The sequence below is a fragment of the Acetobacter senegalensis genome (assembly GCF_001499615.1).
Lineage (GTDB): Bacteria > Pseudomonadota > Alphaproteobacteria > Acetobacterales > Acetobacteraceae > Acetobacter > Acetobacter senegalensis.
Genome location: NZ_LN606600.1, coordinates 3,678,552 through 3,695,594, shown reverse-complemented (window position 1 = coordinate 3,695,594; position 17,043 = coordinate 3,678,552). Strand labels below are relative to the sequence as shown.

The 17,043-nt window shown below is 54.5% G+C and carries 14 protein-coding genes; 5 read left to right on the top strand and 9 right to left on the bottom strand.

Annotated features, from left to right (window positions below):
* Nucleotides 1–2: 2 nt before the first annotated feature.
* The 3 genes from ASN_RS16945 to ASN_RS16935 are packed head-to-tail and all read right to left on the bottom strand — an operon-like array spanning nucleotide 3 to nucleotide 4,104.
* Nucleotides 3–599 carry an anthranilate synthase component II gene (locus ASN_RS16945; RefSeq protein WP_058988915.1) on the bottom strand — a complete coding sequence of 199 codons (597 nt, stop codon included), beginning with the start codon at nucleotides 597–599 and terminating at the stop codon, nucleotides 3–5.
* Between the two features lie 53 nt (nucleotides 600–652).
* Nucleotides 653–2,191 (bottom strand): anthranilate synthase component I, encoded by a 1,539-nt coding sequence (gene trpE, locus ASN_RS16940; protein WP_058988914.1) that lies wholly within the window; start codon nucleotides 2,189–2,191, stop codon nucleotides 653–655.
* Nucleotides 2,188–4,104, bottom strand: a complete 1,917-nt coding sequence (locus tag ASN_RS16935) for a peptidyl-prolyl cis-trans isomerase (protein ID WP_058989432.1) — start codon at nucleotides 4,102–4,104, stop codon at nucleotides 2,188–2,190. The genes trpE and ASN_RS16935 overlap by 4 nt, the downstream gene beginning before the upstream one ends.
* A gap of 223 nt (nucleotides 4,105–4,327) precedes the next feature.
* Here ASN_RS16935 and tpiA point away from each other — a divergent pair, with 223 nt between their 5' ends.
* From tpiA to kdsA, 4 genes are all read left to right on the top strand, one after another.
* Nucleotides 4,328–5,068 carry a triose-phosphate isomerase gene (tpiA, locus tag ASN_RS16930; protein WP_039904445.1) on the top strand — a complete coding sequence of 247 codons (741 nt, stop codon included), beginning with the start codon at nucleotides 4,328–4,330 and terminating at the stop codon, nucleotides 5,066–5,068.
* 26 nt (nucleotides 5,069–5,094) lie between these two features.
* Nucleotides 5,095–5,454 (top strand): preprotein translocase subunit SecG, encoded by a 360-nt coding sequence (gene secG / locus ASN_RS16925; RefSeq protein ID WP_058988913.1) that lies wholly within the window; start codon nucleotides 5,095–5,097, stop codon nucleotides 5,452–5,454.
* 137 nt (nucleotides 5,455–5,591) lie between these two features.
* Nucleotides 5,592–7,223, top strand: coding sequence for a CTP synthase (locus tag ASN_RS16920; protein WP_058988912.1), 1,632 nt, complete (start codon nucleotides 5,592–5,594; stop codon nucleotides 7,221–7,223).
* Nucleotides 7,220–8,056, top strand: coding sequence for a 3-deoxy-8-phosphooctulonate synthase (gene kdsA, locus ASN_RS16915; protein WP_058988911.1), 837 nt, complete (start codon nucleotides 7,220–7,222; stop codon nucleotides 8,054–8,056). The genes ASN_RS16920 and kdsA overlap by 4 nt, the downstream gene beginning before the upstream one ends.
* A 119-nt stretch (nucleotides 8,057–8,175) precedes the next feature.
* On the opposite strand, the gene gyrB is transcribed toward kdsA, so the two are convergent.
* From gyrB to mutM, 6 genes are all read right to left on the bottom strand, one after another.
* Nucleotides 8,176–10,617 carry a DNA topoisomerase (ATP-hydrolyzing) subunit B gene (gene gyrB, locus ASN_RS16910; protein ID WP_058988910.1) on the bottom strand — a complete coding sequence of 814 codons (2,442 nt, stop codon included), beginning with the start codon at nucleotides 10,615–10,617 and terminating at the stop codon, nucleotides 8,176–8,178.
* Nucleotides 10,618–10,716: 99 nt separating this feature from the next.
* Nucleotides 10,717–11,826, bottom strand: coding sequence for a DNA replication/repair protein RecF (gene recF / locus ASN_RS16905; protein ID WP_058988909.1), 1,110 nt, complete (start codon nucleotides 11,824–11,826; stop codon nucleotides 10,717–10,719).
* 119 nt (nucleotides 11,827–11,945) lie between these two features.
* Nucleotides 11,946–13,070, bottom strand: coding sequence for a DNA polymerase III subunit beta (dnaN, locus tag ASN_RS16900; protein WP_006558718.1), 1,125 nt, complete (start codon nucleotides 13,068–13,070; stop codon nucleotides 11,946–11,948).
* Nucleotides 13,071–13,214: 144 nt separating this feature from the next.
* On the bottom strand, nucleotides 13,215–14,657 hold the full coding sequence (gene dnaA / locus ASN_RS16895) for a chromosomal replication initiator protein DnaA (RefSeq protein ID WP_058988908.1): 1,443 nt from the start codon (nucleotides 14,655–14,657) through the stop codon (nucleotides 13,215–13,217).
* 331 nt (nucleotides 14,658–14,988) lie between these two features.
* Nucleotides 14,989–15,258 (bottom strand): 30S ribosomal protein S20, encoded by a 270-nt coding sequence (rpsT, locus tag ASN_RS16890; RefSeq protein WP_039904438.1) that lies wholly within the window; start codon nucleotides 15,256–15,258, stop codon nucleotides 14,989–14,991.
* Between the two features lie 130 nt (nucleotides 15,259–15,388).
* Complete coding sequence (mutM, locus tag ASN_RS16885; RefSeq protein ID WP_058988907.1) at nucleotides 15,389–16,228, bottom strand: bifunctional DNA-formamidopyrimidine glycosylase/DNA-(apurinic or apyrimidinic site) lyase; 840 nt, start codon at nucleotides 16,226–16,228, stop codon at nucleotides 15,389–15,391.
* Between the two features lie 29 nt (nucleotides 16,229–16,257).
* Here mutM and ASN_RS16880 point away from each other — a divergent pair, with 29 nt between their 5' ends.
* Nucleotides 16,258–17,040: a class I SAM-dependent methyltransferase gene (locus ASN_RS16880; protein WP_039904448.1), complete on the top strand. Its 783-nt coding sequence runs from the start codon at nucleotides 16,258–16,260 to the stop codon at nucleotides 17,038–17,040.
* Nucleotides 17,041–17,043: the final 3 nt, after the last annotated feature.

Here is a 17,043-nt window from a genome sequence, read left to right as displayed (position 1 = left end):
TATCAAGCAGCGGCTTTGTTCGTAGCCCATGTCCGGGCGAGCTTCAGAAAGTTACGCAAAAGATCATGCCCGCAGTCAGAGGCAATGCTTTCGGGATGAAACTGAACACCCGAGATAGGGTATTGCTTGTGTCGGACACCCATGATGATGCCGTCTTCCGTCCAGGCTGTAACTTCCAGTGAATCGGGAATGCTCGCAGGCTCGAGAGTCAGACTGTGGTAGCGGGTGGCATTAAACGGGTTGGGCAGGCCTGTGAAAACATCCGTTCCATTGTGAAAGACCGGGCTTATTTTGCCGTGCATGGGAACAGGCGCCCGAACGACACTTGCCCCAAATACCTGCCCGATGGCCTGATGACCGAGGCACACGCCGAAAATGGGAACAATGTTGCCGGCCTGTTTGATCAACTCACAACATATGCCAGCTTCATTAGGGGAACATGGACCGGGAGACAGGACGATTGCATCAGGCTGAAGCGCGATCGCGTCTTCTACGCTGATGGCATCATTTCGCTGCACATTGCATTGCTCTCCAAGTTCACCGAGATAGTGAACCAGGTTGAACGTAAAGCTGTCATAATTGTCGATCAGAAGGATCATGGTGGTATGATGGCCTTATGCTGCCTGCGGGTCAAATAGTACGCAGGGAGATGTCAGTCTCGTCTTTGGGCTGCATAACGGACGGCCTCTTCCGCTGCGCGGAAAACGGCTCGGGCTTTCTGGCGCGTTTCTTCGTATTCGGCCTCTGGCACGCTGTCGGCCACGACACCGCACCCAGCCTGAACATGCATGGTACCCTCTTTGACGACGGCCATTCTTAGGCCAATGCAGGTATCCATATCTCCACCAGCACCAAAATAACCAATACAGCCGGCATATGTCGCCCGGCGCGTTGGCTCTATTTCATCAATAATTTCCATGGCGCGGATTTTGGGGGCACCTGTCAGCGTTCCGGCGGGGAACGCGGCAACCAGCGCATCCAGCGCTTCCAAATCAGGCTGGATACGTCCTTCCACATTGGACGAGATGTGCATGACGTGACTGAAACGCTCAATCACAAACCGTTCTGTGACTTTAACAGAACCCGGCAGGCAGACACGCCCCACATCATTGCGGCCCAGATCTATAAGCATCAGATGCTCAGCCAGTTCTTTCTGGTCCGCCAGCAGATCCTGTTCCAGGCGCAGGTCTTCTTCGGCATCTTTTCCGCGTGGGCGTGTGCCAGCCAGAGGCCGGACTGTCATGACACCATCGCGCAGACGCACGAGGATCTCTGGCGAGGACCCTACGAGAGAAAACGTGCCAAAATCCAGATGAAACAGGAATGGCGCAGGATTGATACGACGTAATGACCGATACAATGCCAGTGCGGGCAGCGGGAATGGTGATGAAAAGCGCTGGCTTGGCACGACCTGAAAAGCATCGCCTGCCGCGATATAGTCCTGAATGCGTTCGACGGCGGTGCAGAACTCCGCTTTTGTGAATGTAGACGTCGGCGCTTCAAAAGGTGCTGTGTGAGGAGCTGCCTTAGCGACTGGCAGCGCGCCATTCAAGCAGGTGCGCGCTTCAGCCAACAGGGTATGAGCGTTGTCCCATGCTTCTCCTGCTGTCTGGTCGCTTTGCGGGCGGACGGGGGCAGCCAGAATGAGTTCATCGCTTACTGTATCAAAGACAGCAAACAGACCAGGGCGCATCAGGACCGCTTCAGGGAGTTCCAGATCATCTGTAGGAGCGTTAGGTAACCGCTCCATCTGTCGCACCATATCGTAACCCAGATATCCGAACAGCCCAGCGATCATGGGCGGAAGGCCATCAGGAAGTTCCAGCCGGGTTTCGTGAATGAGAGTTCTCAGGCTTTCTAATGCAGGCTTGTCGCAGGTGACGGCGGACGTGTCATTATCCTCGGGCGCCATGTCAAGTGTGACGGTACCGTCGTGACAGGCCCATACCAGATCAGGCTTGAGAGCGATGACGGAGTAGCGTCCACGGGATACTCCTCCCTCCACGCTTTCCAGAAGCAGAGTGTAGCGCCCTGTCCCGTTTTTGAAATTCGCCAGACGCATATAGGCGGAAACCGGGGTCAGCAGATCTGCTGGCTCCACTGAAAAAACAACTGAAGCCTTACCCTCACGCCACTTTGCCTCAACCTCATGCCGGGAGGGAGATGCTGCAATTCGTGCGGTTACGCTCATTGCTCGACCGTTCCATCAAAACCAAGAGAGGAAAGTGTGGCGCTGACAGCGCGTTCATCAATTTTAGGGGGCATGTGTTTTGCCAGTGCATCCACGTAGGACGCCACGAGGTCATCTCCTTCTGACTGGCCAAGGGCATCCTTTACACGCTGGAAAGCAACGGGATCGGCCTTGGGGTCGGGAGTGAATACCTTTGTCACGGTTGCAACCAGAAAACCGGAGGAATCTTCCCCCATGATGGATTGCCCGGCTTTCATCTGCGGCAGGTAAGCCATCAGTTCAGATGGAATGGATGCATTGGGCGCCGCACGGGAAAAGGAGAGGTTCTTCTGGATGGGTGCGCCGCCAGCTACGGTGACAATCCCGCCTCTTTCTCTGGCTGCCGTGTAAAGCGTGGTGGCATGTTCGTCTGCGGCATGTTTCCGTGCTTCGGCCTGCCATGCGGCAAGAACATCAGCTTTTGCCTGTTCAAACGTCCGGGGAGAGTCCGGTGTGATGGTGTCAACCTGAACGGCGTACCAACTGTTGTCTGGTCCCTCTATCAGGTTGGGCTGATTACCTTTGGGGAGAGAAAAGATTTTCTGTAAAATGGCGTCGCGCAGTTTGCCAGACGCAGGAAGAGGTGCAGGTTCTTTCTCTGCAGTATTGCCCTGAGCGTCCAATGTGCCGGCGGCGGCGGCGGCGCCAATGTCGCTTGGAATGGCATCCAGCCCCCCGCCTGCAATGGCGTCCTGCAATTGGCGGCTGCGGGCGCTGACAACGGCTGGTGCCTGAGCTTTGCGGAACTGCCCCAGAATATCCTGCTTGGCTTTTTCAAAAGGAGTATCCTGCGGTGCGATCACCTTATTGACGCGGAATACAACCCACCCTGCTTCTGTTTTAAGCGGCCCCTGCACCTGAGAAAGCGGGGCAGCAAAAATGGCTTTGCTAAGTGTTTCTGATGGAATGGTGGAGGGCCGCGCTCCGGGCATGTCAACAGAGGCACCGCCTTTGGCCGCCAACTGCACAGAGTTCCAGTCGGTCCCTTTTGACCAAAGATCAGCTACGGCCTGTGCCTGCTTTTCATCAGAGAGAGTGACAACCTGAACGTCCCGGGTTTCAGGCACGTGATAGCGTGTAATCTGCTCCTCATAGACGCGCTTCAGATCTTTGTCGTCCACAGTGATGGTGTCTGCCACTGTAGAGGGTGAAAGAACGACAACACGGGCATGGCGCAGTTCCGGTGAACGGAAAAGCCACGGATGGTTGGCATAAAAGCGCTGCAATATGGCATCGTCAGGGGTTGGTGGTGTGGGCTGATCCGCAAAAGGAATGCGCAGCATATCCACCACATGGGTTTGCAAACCAAAAGCAGACAGCCGTGTTGCCATGGTTGTGGATGCACTGGCTGCCTGGGCTACGGGCTGGAGAATGGTCCGCGTTGTCAGATCATCCCGGATCATGGTGAGGAAGCGCTGCTCATTCAGGTTATGTTCCCGCAAGCGCGCGTTGAAGATGTTCCGATCAAACTGCCCGTTTGTTCCCTTGAAGTAAGGTTGGGCGAAAACTTCATCCCGCACAGCGCTGTCTGGGACAGCCACATTCAAACGGCGAGCAGATTCCATAAGTTCGGCCTGCCCAACCAGACGCTGCAGGATCTGGTGTGCCACTTGCCGACGCATGGCCGGAGGCACCTGAGAAGGATCCGATACGCCCATCTGCTTGGTTATGGCTGGCATCTCTGCCTGCAAAGCCTGGCCCAGATCAGCGGAACTGATGCGGTTTTGCCCGACTTTGGCAACAACGTCGGTTTCAGTGCCCATATAGCCCAGAACGTCGCCCACGCCCCAGCCAATAAAGGCCAGGAAAATGATGATGGCCGATACACGTCCCAGCCAGGATTCAACAAAAACACGACGCAAATAGGAAATCATGAACCCAAGGATCCGTTGAAAAAACAGGAGGCCATGCCACAAGCATGCCGCAAACGCGGCACCATAAGCGTCTGGCGCGCACTTGACTAGACGTAACAGCGGGTCTGATGAGGAAAGGCGCTGTTCGCATCTTGCCCCCAACGGGCACTGTATGGTTTAGCGTGTGGGTGCAAGCATATGGGTCCGTCTCGGCGGTGATGTGCAACAGGGTAAGGAAACAGACATGAGCAGACAGATTATCGTCGGCAACTGGAAGATGAACGGGACCAGCCGTGACTCGCAGGCGCTTGTGCAGGCTCTGCTTGCAGGGTTGCCAGCGTCCGTTCCGGATGTGGTGATCTGCCCTCCCTTTACCCAGTTGGCGTTGCTGACAGATACCCTGAAGACGACATCTGTGGCTCTTGGGGCTCAGGACTGTCACAAGGATGCCTCTGGCGCGCATACGGGCGATATCTCTGCCCCCATGCTGACGGATCTGGGTGTGTCCTACGTTATTCTCGGTCATTCCGAGCGGCGGCAGGAACATGGCGAGCTGGATGAAACCGTTAGGGAAAAAGCCGTGGCCGCAGGCAAGGCTGGCCTGACACCTATCGTGTGTATTGGCGAGACAGAAGATCAGCGTGACAGCGGTGAGCATTTTGATACGCTGGGTTGGCAGATCAAAGGCTCCCTGCCCGATGGATTTTCAGGCATTCTTGCTTACGAGCCGATCTGGGCGATCGGGACGGGCCGTGCCGCAACAACTGATGAAATTGCCGAAACCATGAAATTCCTGCGTGAGGAACTGGTTCGTCAGTTTGGTGAATCCGGCAAAACAATAAGAATTTTGTATGGCGGCTCGGTTAATGATAAGAATGCGGCTTCCATTCTGTCCATTACGGATGTAGCAGGAGCGCTTGTCGGGGGTGCCAGCCTGAAGGCCGAGGCGTTTCTTTCCATTGTCGGCGCGGCTTCGGCTGCCTGATTTCAGCATTTTACCTGGAATACACCATGACCACTGCCCTGCTGATTCTGCATTTTTGTGTCACCATCGCCCTGATCGGCACTGTGCTTATCCAGCGCAGTGAAGGTGGTGGGCTTGGAATTGGCAGCAGTCAGGGTATGGGGGCGTTCATGTCCGGTCGTGGTACGGCCAACCTGCTGACACGGACGACCGCAGTTCTTGCCGGTTTGTTCATGCTGCTTTCGCTTATTTTGGCGGTTCTTAATCGGGGCGCAGTAAGTGGAGATGGGCATGATATTCTGGCGCAGCCGCCTGCAGCGACAATGCCCGCCCCGGCGGTAGCTCCGTCAGTTCCCCCTGCTCCGGCTCAGCCTGCCCCGCAGGCTGCCGAGCCCGCCAAGCCATAAAATGAAATCCTTCCCTCCATTCCCACAAGGAGTGGAGGGATGAATTGTCTCTATTCCTCTGCGCTTGCTGAAAGCTGCGGAGGAATTCGTGTGTCCACCTTTACCCACCCGGTCCTGTCCGTGTAGGAAGTCTGTCCATGACCCGTTTTGTATTTATCACCGGTGGTGTGGTGTCCTCTCTCGGAAAGGGCATTGCATCCGCAGCTCTTGCAGCTCTCCTGCAGGCGCGGGGCTACAAAGTTCGCCTGCGCAAGCTGGACCCTTATCTGAACGTTGATCCCGGCACCATGAGCCCTTACCAGCATGGTGAGGTATTTGTGACAGATGATGGCGCTGAAACGGATCTCGATCTGGGCCACTATGAGCGCTTTACGGGTGTCAACGCCACCAAGGAAGACAACACAACCACCGGCAAGATCTATTCCGATGTGATTGCGCGGGAACGGCGGGGTGATTATCTGGGCGGGACCGTTCAGGTTATCCCGCATATTACCGATGCCATTAAGGATATTGTTGTCGCCAACACGGATGACGTTGATTTCGTTTTGGTCGAAATCGGCGGTACCGTGGGGGATATCGAGAGCCTGCCCTTTCTGGAAGCCATTCGGCAGCTTCGGAATGATCTGGGACAGGACCAGACCATGGTGGTGCACCTCACGCTTCTTCCGTGGATCCCGTCCGCAGGTGAACTGAAAACAAAGCCTACCCAGCATTCTGTGAAAGAACTTCAGAATGTGGGTATTCAGCCGCAAATTCTGTTGTGCCGGTGTGACCGCGCAATTCCGGATACGGAGCGCCGCAAGATTGCCAACTTCTGTAACGTGCGACCGGAAGCTGTTATTGCCGCCCGGGATGTGGATACGATCTATTCCTGCCCCCTCTCCTATCATGCTGAAGGCATGGATAACGAGGTTCTGAGATATTTCGGTCTGCCATTTGAGGAAGAACCGGATCTGACAGGATGGGGCAAAATTGTTGATGCCATCCGCCATCCAGACGGTGAAGTCCGTATTGCCGTGGTGGGCAAATATACCGCTCTGCTGGATAGCTATAAATCCCTCAACGAAGCCCTGCTGCATGGCGGTATTGCCCATCGGGTGAAGGTCACGCTTGATTGGGTTGAAGCTGAGGCTCTTGAAAAATCAGACGGAGCATTGGAGCGGCTGTCGGGGGCTCATGGCATTCTTGTTCCCGGTGGATTTGGCGAGCGTGGTTCAGAAGGCAAAATTGCCGCCATTCGTTATGCGCGTGAGAATGGAATTCCCTTTATGGGGATCTGCTTTGGCATGCAGATGGCGGTTATTGAATGCGCTCGTAATCTGGCAGGCTTGTCTGATGCCTCCTCAACCGAGTTTGGTTATACCAAAGAGCCTTTGATTGGTCTTATGACCGAATGGGCTCGTGGTGCCGAGCGCCTGCGTCGGAGTGAAGGGGGTGAGCTTGGCGGAACCATGCGTCTGGGGGCTTATCCGGCTTCCTTGGTGGATGGATCTCGCGTTGCAAAAATCTATAACGCTACGTCTATTCGGGAACGGCATCGGCATCGTTACGAGGTGAACATTCACTATCGTGATCAACTGGAAAAGGCTGGCCTGAAGTTTTCCGGTCTCTCTCCGGATGGTATTCTGCCTGAAGTGGTCGAATATCCTGATCATCCATGGTTTGTGGCTGTACAGTACCATCCTGAACTGAAGTCCCGTCCTTTTGCGCCGCATCCTCTCTTTTCCGGGTTTATTGGTGCTGCTCTAGAAAAAGCCCGGCTGGTATGAGCAACGTAGGGCATAATTTTCAGATCAATTCCCTTACGGTCGGCAATGATCAGCCTTTTGTGCTGATTGCAGGCCCTTGCCAGATTGAGTCAGCGGTGCACGCCATGGAAACGGCAACGGCGTTGAAAGAGATCTGTGAGGGAGCGGGAATTGGGCTGATTTATAAAAGCTCATATGACAAAGCAAACCGTACCAGCCTCTCCAGCGCACGGGGGGTTGGTATGCAGCAGGGTCTGCGTATTCTGGCGGACATTCGTGAAATCCTGAATATACCCGTCCTGACAGATGTGCACGCGGCAGAGCAATGTGCGCCAGTGGCAGAAGCCGTAGATGTGTTGCAAATTCCAGCGTTTTTGTGTCGGCAGACCGATCTGCTTCTGGCTGCTGGCCAGACTGGTGCCGTGGTCAATGTAAAAAAGGGACAGTTTCTGGCGCCATGGGACATGAAGCACGTGGCGGCCAAAATTGCTTCGACAGGTAATCAGCGGATAATGCTGTGCGAACGTGGTACCAGCTTTGGTTATAATACGCTGGTTAACGATATGCGCGGTTTGCCGATTATGGCGCAAACTGGCTATCCGGTTGTGTATGATGCTACGCATTCCGTACAGCAACCTGGTGGCTTGGGGGGGAGTTCTGGGGGGCAAAGGGAATTCGCCCCAATTCTGTCCCGTGCGGCTCTTGCAGTGGGGGTTGCTTCGCTCTTTATCGAAACCCATGAAGACCCGGATCGTGCGCCAAGTGATGGTCCGAATATGTTGCCTATCAGGTCTTTGCCGACCCTTTTGGCGCAGTTTAAAAAAATTGATGGGCTTATCAAAAATCTGGACTGAGTTTGTTTTTCCACATGCACTTATAATTGCGTGCGATGTTAAGTGGAAAATAAGAGATCACAACAAAAAGGAGGCTGAAAGGCCTCCTTTTTTGTTGTGCTTAGTATGACGTAAGTCTTTTAGACATCCAGATTGGCAACTTTTAGCGCATTGCCAACAATGAAGTCACGGCGTGGTTCCACTACATCACCCATAAGGGTGGTAAATACCTGCCCTGCTTCTTCCACATCCCCAATCTTGACTTGAAGAAGGGTTCTCATGGCGGGGTCCAGAGTGGTTTCCCACAACTGTTCGTCATTCATTTCGCCCAAGCCTTTAAAGCGGTTAATGGCAAGGCCACGGCGGCCCTGAGCGAGAAGACGGGTATATAATCCTGACGGCCCGGCCAGAGAGACTTCAGTTGTTTCGTGACGCAGAACAACGCCAGTCCCGAAATCCTTCTGCAGCCGTTCAAGCTGACTTGTGAGCCAGCGTGCGTCATTGCTTGCCAGCGCGGTCGGTTCAATCCGGTAGACTTCCCCTACCCCACGCACGTTGCGTGCCAGTTCCAGACCATCATCGCTGGCGACCGCTTTCCACCCGCGTTCTGTCTCGGCAGAAACTGCATCCAGACGTTTTTGCAGGTCGGGTACGCGACTTTGAAGCGTAGCCAGATCAGATGTGAGGGCACCAGCCAGAGCCGCCTGCTCAATAATCCAGGTGGGTGTTTTGTTCGCAAGACGTGCAATGGCCTGGGTGGTCTGCCGGATAAACGGCAGATCAGCTTCAAGCGGTTCCCCTTTTACTTCGCGTCCGTCGCTGTAAACGAAGAGGGCATTATTCAGTGCCTTATCGAGCAGATACTGTTCCAGAGCGGCGTCATCTTTCAGATACCGTTCTTCATTTCCGCGTTTAGCCCGATAGAGTGGTGGCTGGGCAATATAGAGATAGCCGCGCTCAATCAGTTCCGGCATCTGACGGAAGAAAAAGGTCAGCAGCAAGGTGCGGATGTGAGAACCATCCACGTCGGCGTCTGTCATGATGACGATGCGATGATAACGAAGCTTTTCAATGGAAAAACCGCCCTGATCAGCCTCGCCTCGGCCGATACCGGTGCCCAGTGCGGTGATCAGGGTGCCAATTTCAGCTGAGCCGAGCATCCGATCAAAGCGAGCCCGCTCAACATTCAGAATTTTACCCTTGAGAGGCAGGATCGCCTGAAAACGCCGGTCCCTGCCCTGTTTAGCCGTCCCACCTGCAGAATCACCCTCGACTATGAAGATTTCAGCTTTTTCAGGAGACCGTTCCTGACAGTCAGCCAGTTTGCCCGGAAGAGAGGAAATATCCAGCACCCCTTTGCGGCGCGTCAGTTCGCGTGCCTTGCGGGCGGCTTCTCGAGCGGAAGCGGCATCCAGTACTTTGGAAACCACAATTTTGGCTTCCTTGGGGTGAGTTTCAAACCAGTGACCAATCATGTCGGCAGCCGCGGCATGCACAACGGGCTGCACTTCAGAGGAAACCAGTTTGTCCTTGGTCTGGGAGGAAAATTTGGGGTCAGGGACTTTTACAGAAAGAACTGCCGTCAGTCCTTCGCGCATGTCTTCCCCAACCAGAGAGTGAGCATCCTTCTTGGCAATGCTTTCAGCATATTTGCCAACAATGCGGGTCAGTGCCTGCCGGAAACCAGCCAGATGTGCTCCCCCGTCCCGCTGGGGAATGTTGTTGGTGAAGCACAGCATTGTTTCATGGAAACTGTCGTTCCATGTGAGGGCAAATTCAACCTTGATGCCGTTTTCCGAATTTTCGAGGCTGCCAGTGATGGGCGGCGTGACCAGAGGCGTGCGTGCGCGGTCAAGCCATTCCACAAAGGCTTCAAGCCCACCTTCATAATAGAAGGTTTCTTCTTTCTTTTCCTCACTACGCTGATCGCGCAGAACGATCTTCATGCCTGAGTTAAGAAAAGCCAGTTCGCGCAGGCGGCGTTCCAGAATGACAAAATCAAATTCTGTTTTGGGGAAAGTCTGATTGCTTGGCTTGAAGGTAACTTGGGTCCCGCGCTCATGTTCTGAGGGGCCGACAACTTCCAGTGGCCCTTCCCGCTCGCCGTGCTGGAAGCGGATAACGTGTTCCACTCCGCCACGCCATATACGCACTTCCATCTTTTCTGAAAGAGCGTTGACAACGGCAGCCCCCACCCCGTGCAGACCACCGGAAACCTTATAAGAATTCTGGTTGAATTTACCGCCCGCATGGAGACGGGTCAGCACGACTTCGGCCGCACTGATTCCTTCTTCTGCATGAATGTCGGTAGGAATGCCGCGCCCATTATCCCGAACGGTAACGCTCCCATCAGCATTGAGAGTAACGACGCATTCGGTTGCGTAGCCTGCTTGCGCTTCATCCACGGCGTTATCAATAATTTCAAAGGCCATGTGGTGCAGGCCAGAGCCATCATCCGTATCACCGATATACATACCAGGCCGTTTACGTACGGCGTCCAGACCCTTCAGAACAGAGATGGAGGCGGCATCATATTCTTCTTCCATACCGGTAGATGGCGTGGGCTGAGAAAGGTCAGTCATAAGCGAAGGGTACTCCGGCGAAGAAAGAATAAAACCTGTTTGAATTCTTATACTCCGCCCATTCAACTGAGGCCAGATTGTAAGCAGGCATTTCTCTCTTTATGGCAGAAAATCACCATTTTTCAGAGAAATAAACTGCGCTGCATCACGTAACGGGGTAAAGGGCGCAGTATCCGTTCCGGTCAGGATGGTGGTCGTGTCAAAAGAGCGGAGATTTTCCATCAAGGCGTTGCGCCGCTTTTCATCCAGATGGACAAGAGGTTCGTCTAATAAAAGTAGCGGCGGCGCGCCTCGGTGGTCTGTTACGAGGTGCGCATGAGCCAGAACAATGCCGAGTAGCATGGATTTTTGCTGACCTGTACTGGCTGTGGCTGCTGGTTGGCCTGTTGCAAAATCTGAAAGCGAAAAATCGCTCCGATGTGCTCCTCTGCCTGTACGTCCTCGTTCACGGTCTTCTTCCCGGCTTAAAGAGAGTTGCTCCTTGAACCAGTCTTCCACCCATAAGGCAGGATGTTGGTCTAATTGCTGTGTCAGTTCACATTCCAGAACCAGACGGGATGCAGGAAAGGCCCCAAGGCTGGTTTGAGAAAACTGGTTTAACTGCTGCACCAGGTCAGTGCGGGCTGCCGCCACAGCTATGGCATGCCGTGCCATGGAGGCTTCCAGGCCTGCTAACCAGCTTTGTTCGGAATAGCGTGTCTGGAGTAATTTGTTGCGTTGAGTCATGGCGCGGTCGTACGCCAGCAACTGTTTGGCGTGATCTGGCGTAACACCCATTACCAATCTGTCGAGGAAACGACGCCGACCTGATGCGCCTTCACTGAACAGGCGGTCCATTTGAGGCGTTATCCAAACAGCCGAGAGGGTATCTTCTATAATGCCCCGAGTGCGGGCCGGTCGCCCGTTAAGCAGATAGGTGCGTTTCGCGGTGCTATTTCCGGCTGACACTCCCGTCCCCAATTCAAGGATTTCTTCACCTTGGGTGACGCGGGCAGAAATACCCCATTCTGAGGTTCCAGTCTGCCCAAGGTCCGTTAAGGGAGCCCTGCGTAGGCCGCGTCCGGGCGCAAGAAGGGAAAGAGCTTCTAGCAGGTTGGTTTTGCCGCTGCCGTTTTCCCCTGTCAGGACAACAAGCGGGCAATCAGGCTCCCACACCAGACGGTCATAGTTCCGAAAATGGGTGAGAGTGAGCTTGAGAAGTCGTGGCATAGGCGGATCCAGCTAGAAAGCAGAATGCTGGAGGAAGATCCGCTTGCAAGGTATCCGCGCCAAATGCCGTTTTTCCCTTTTGTGAAGGATCATGCAATGGCGCGGTGTAGCGCGGATAATCAGACGCGCATGGGCATCAGCACATAGAGTGCTGAAGGGCTGTCAACATCCCGGACAATGGTCGGAGCAGCACTATCCGAAAAGGCAAATTCTACTTCTTTTTCCACCTGATCAGTTATGTCGTTCAGGTAGCGTGCCTGAAAACCGATTTCCAAGGATTCAGCATCGTAGGAAATGCGGTTATCGTCCAATTCTTCCTTGGCGACACCCTGCTCCGGACTGCTGGCGGAAAGAGTCAAAAGGCCGGGCTCAAGCGTGAGCTTAACGGGACGAGACCGTTCCTGACTGATGGCAGCCACACGGGCCACAGCATCAGAGAAATCTTTTTTCCCTACGCGCAGGATACGGTTGTTGTTGCGGGGAATAACGCGATCATATTCCGGAAATGTGCCGTCAATCAGCTTGGATGTCAGCATGATGGAACCAGCTGTGAATTGAACGCGCGTTTCAGAAAGAGCGACTTCAATCTCTTCTGGTGCCTCATCAATCAACTTGCGCAGTTCGGCAACCGTTTTACGCGGAATGATAACGCCCGGCATCTCTGCGGCGCCTTCTGGTAAATCGGTTTCAACACGGGCAAGGCGATGTCCATCTGTCGCCACGGCACGAAGCAGCGGAACGCCATCCGCATCTGCTGCATGGAAAAAGATACCATTCAGATAATAGCGTGTTTCTTCCGTGGAAATGGCGAAACGCGTCCTATCGATCAGAGAACGCAGAACGCCAGCGTTCAGCTTGAACCGACACGGCAGCTCCCCGGCCCCCATGGAAGGGAAATCGTCCACGCTCAGAACGTTCAGGCGGGTTGCGTAGCGATCCGCCCGCAATTGCAAAGGCGTGTCGCCGTCTGCCTGATCAAGTTCAACCAGCACGTTATCCGGCAATTTGCGGACAATTTCGTAAAGCACTGCAGCTGGGGCTGTTGTCGCCCCTTCCCGTTTGATGGTGGCAGGAATGACCTCCACCACCTCGATTTCCATGTCGGTTGCCTTCAGGCTCAGCTGGCCATCTGCCGCATGAATGAGGACATTGGCAAGGATCGGAATGGTATTGCGCTTTTCCGCTACACTCTGGATATGCGCCAAAGCCTTGAGCAGTGTTGCGCGCTCAGCCGAAAACTTCATCTATGCCTCTTCCCTGCGTGCCAGCCCCCGGCGGGAATTCATGGGAGCCTGAAAATCATTCCGCCAAAACCTATCAGCCGGCTCAAATCAGTCAATCCTCGTGGACTGCAAATAAAGCTGCAACCACCGGAAAAATCTGAAAAATCAGCTCTCCAACATGCGCCGCATCAACTCCACATCTTCAGCGAATGCCGCATCCCGCTCCATGAGTTCGGCAACCCGTGAGACGGCGTGCATGACGGTTGTATGATCGCGATTACCGAACTTACGGCCGATTTCAGGCAATGACCGGCTGGTTAATTGCTTGGCAAGATACATCGCCACCTGTCGCGGCCGTGCTACGGCGCGGGCGCGACGAGCGGAGGACATGTCCGTCAGGCGGATGTTCCAGTGCTCCGCTACTTTCTTCTGAATTTCTTCAATTGTAACCCGACGATCATGCGCCTTGAGAATGTCATGGAGCACATCCTGCGTCGCTTCCAGCGTTACGGGCCGCCCAAACAGATTGGCATGGGCAATCAGGCGGTTAAGAGCGCCTTCCAGTTCCCGCACGTTAGACGTAATTTTATGTGCCAGAAATTCCAGGACTTTTGCTGGCACGACAACACCGGATGCTGCCGCCTTGGCTTCCAGAATGGAAATACGCAGTTCAAAGGTTGTGGCGTGAATATCGGCCACCATACCGCAGCCAAGCCGGGTGCGCAGCCGGTCTTCAAGGCCAGATAGATCAGAGGGGGATTTATCTGCAGAGACCACAATCTGGCGGCCGGCATCCACCAAGGCGTTAAATGTGTGGAAGAACTCTTCCTGCGTGTTGTCCTTGCCGATCAGAAACTGCAGATCGTCAATCATCAGGACATCCACAGAGCGGAGCTGCTCCTTGAATTCCATGGTGGATTGCGAACGGATGGCGGCAATAAAGCGGTACATGAACTTTTCTGCCGACATATAGGCAACAGAAACGTTTCCGCGCTGAAGCAGTTCGGCACCTATGGCGTGCATCAGGTGCGTTTTGCCCAAGCCCACACCGCCGTATAGAAACAGCGGATTGAACCCGACGCTGGATGGTTTTTCTGCAACACGTCGTGCGCAGGCATAGGCAAATTCATTCGGCTTGCCGACGACGAACGTATCAAACGTAAAGCGTGTATCCAGCGATGCGACAATGTCGCTCTTGACTTCTGGTGGGTTGCGCGGCGCTTCTTCCGTGTCATTGCCGGCGGCCATCGTAGGTGCTGTTGATGAGACCTGTTCATCCAGCATGATGGGGGGCGCGACCGGATCTCCGGGGCGAGCGACCTGAAGCTCAACGCGGCGGATGGAGGAGATTTCCTGATTCCATAACTCGCTCAGCCGGTCGCCGTATTGGCTGCGAACCCAGTCACGTAGGAAGCGAGTAGGCAGAAGTAGAGTGATTTCGTCGCCATCAATCGGGCCGAGCGCAATCTTGGTCAACCAGGTGCGATATTCAACCTCGCCGACCTCTCCTTTCAGCTTTGAGCAGATGCGAAGCCATGACTCCTCAACAGCTTTGCTGTCATCCATGCGTGAGAAGGCGCTTTCATCATCGTCCACTCCGATTGTCATCTATGCTCCCGAGCGGTCATAAAACGCGGTTGGCCGCGCATGATTTACGATAAAGGTGCCGCTTGCGCGACAACCAGGCAGCCTTTTCCGGCAAATCTCATGCCGCTTTGAAACAAGGCGGCCAGACAGGCAGACAGCACGCTGTTCCTGCGTTGAGACTATCTGCCGAAACTAATGTAAGGCTCACGCTCGGGCAACGAAAATCTACCTTTTTGCCCGATCATTTCAGCCATGCTGGACTGCGTGGTGTACAAAGACAAAGCCGAACCACCTAACGATGATTCGGCTTTGTCAAAGCGCAAGAAATAAGGCCGCAATGGCCCGTTAAAGCTTAGGCAGATGCCAGGGCTTTAACGCGGGCGGAGAGGCGGGAAATCTTGCGGGCCACAGTGTTGTGATGAACAACACCCTTGGTTGCTGCGCGCTGGATTTCCGGCTGGGCCAGGCGCAGAGCTTCGCGAGCTTCTTCCTGATTGCCAGCCGCAATTGCAGTTTCCACCTTTTTGATGAAGGTGCGCATACGAGACTTGCGAGCAGTGTTGCGGGCAGTCCGCTTAGCGGTCTGCCGGATGCGCTTACGCGCTGAAGCGATATTCGCCATGTGTTCTATTCTGTCCAGCACAAAAAATGAGCGCCGTCGCGGCAAAACCACGTCGGCCAAAAGAGTAGCGGTGCTGTAATCCAGAGAGGTAGGCGCAGTCAAGTATCTTCGCAGGGAAGTGCCGTGGAAATTACCTTTTTCCCTGATGAAGGGGGCAGAAAAAGGTGGAGCGTCCTGCCTGGGTCATATGCTGCACGCCTTCACATTCAGGAAGTCCCGGGCAGTCCGGGCATGCCTGTCCCTTGCGGGCATAAACCTTCCATGCGTGCTGAAAATAGCCCAGACCACCTTCGGGCCTGACATAGTCCTTCAAGCTGGAACCGCCTGCGGCAATGGCTTCTGTCAGGACACTCTGGATGGCTTCGTGTAGAAGTCTGATCTGCTTCTTCTTTAGCGTGCCAGCTGGTGTTTCAGGGTGAATGCCAGCGCGGAACAGTGCTTCACACACATAAATGTTCCCCAGTCCGGCAACAATCTTCTGGTCCAGCAAAACCGTTTTTATGGAGGCGTTTTTACGTGCGAGGCCATTTTCCAGCGTTGAAGAGGAAAAGTCGGCGTCTAGCGGTTCGGGTCCCATTCCTGAGAGCAGGCGGTATGTGTCCTCCATAGGCGTCGGCAGAACGTCGATCATCCCAAAACGCCTCGGATCAACAAAGGCGCATCTTTTCCCGTCATCAGTAACAAGCACCACATGCTCGTGAGGCGCTGGCGTCTTATCAGAATCGAGAACTATGCGTCCGGACATACCCAAATGCAGGATAACGGACAGATCTCCCGCCAGCCGCATGAGAATATATTTTCCGCGACGGCGAAAGCCTATAACCTTGCGTCCCGATATGCGTTGAGAAAAATCGGCGGAAATCCGCCATCGCAGATCATATCTGCGAATGATGGCGGTTTGAATGACGCGGCCTTGCAGAGCAATCTGCATACCACGCATCACGGTTTCGACTTCAGGGAGTTCCGGCATGAGTAAAAAGCAGGGTATAGGGTATGGCCATGACCGACAATAGCTTTGCGCCCTCCCCTGAGTCTTCCGCCGTGCACGCTGAAGAAACTGATTTTGGTTTCCGTTCTGTTCGCAAGGAAGAAAAAAAGCCCCTCGTTCGCGCCGTATTTGATAGCGTGGCGGGGAAATACGATGTGATGAACGATTTGATGTCCCTGGGCATCCATCGTGTCTGGAAACGGATATTCGTGACGGAACTTGGCCCTCAGCCGGGGCTATCCTTGCTGGATCTGGCTGGCGGCACGGGTGACATCACTTTCGGCTGGCTCAAAGGCGGCGGCGGCCCAGCTATCATGACGGACATTAACGCCAGTATGCTGGCAGTTGGGCGGGATCGTGCGGTGAGCCGCGGGTTCGTGTCCGATTTGTCCTTCTGTGTGGTTGATGCCGAGGCGATACCGCTCAAGGATATGTCTGTGGACCGCGTTTCAATCGCGTTCGGGCTGCGGAACTGCACAGATAAGCTGGCTGTTATTCGTGAGGCGCGGCGCGTTCTGCGGCCCGGTGGGCGTTTTATGTGCCTTGAGTTCTCGCGCGTTCAGGTGGCTGCGCTCTCGCCTATCTATGATGCGTGGTCCTTCAAGGTTCTTCCCGCTATGGGGAATTTGGTAGCCAAGGACCGTGAGAGCTATCAGTATTTGGCAGAGAGCATCCGTATGTTCCCTGATCAGGAAACATTGGCGGATATGTTCCGCGAAGCTGGTCTCTCCCATGTTCGCTACCAGTCGCTCTCGGGAGGTATTGCCGCCATCCATTCTGGTTGGCGTCTGTAAGCC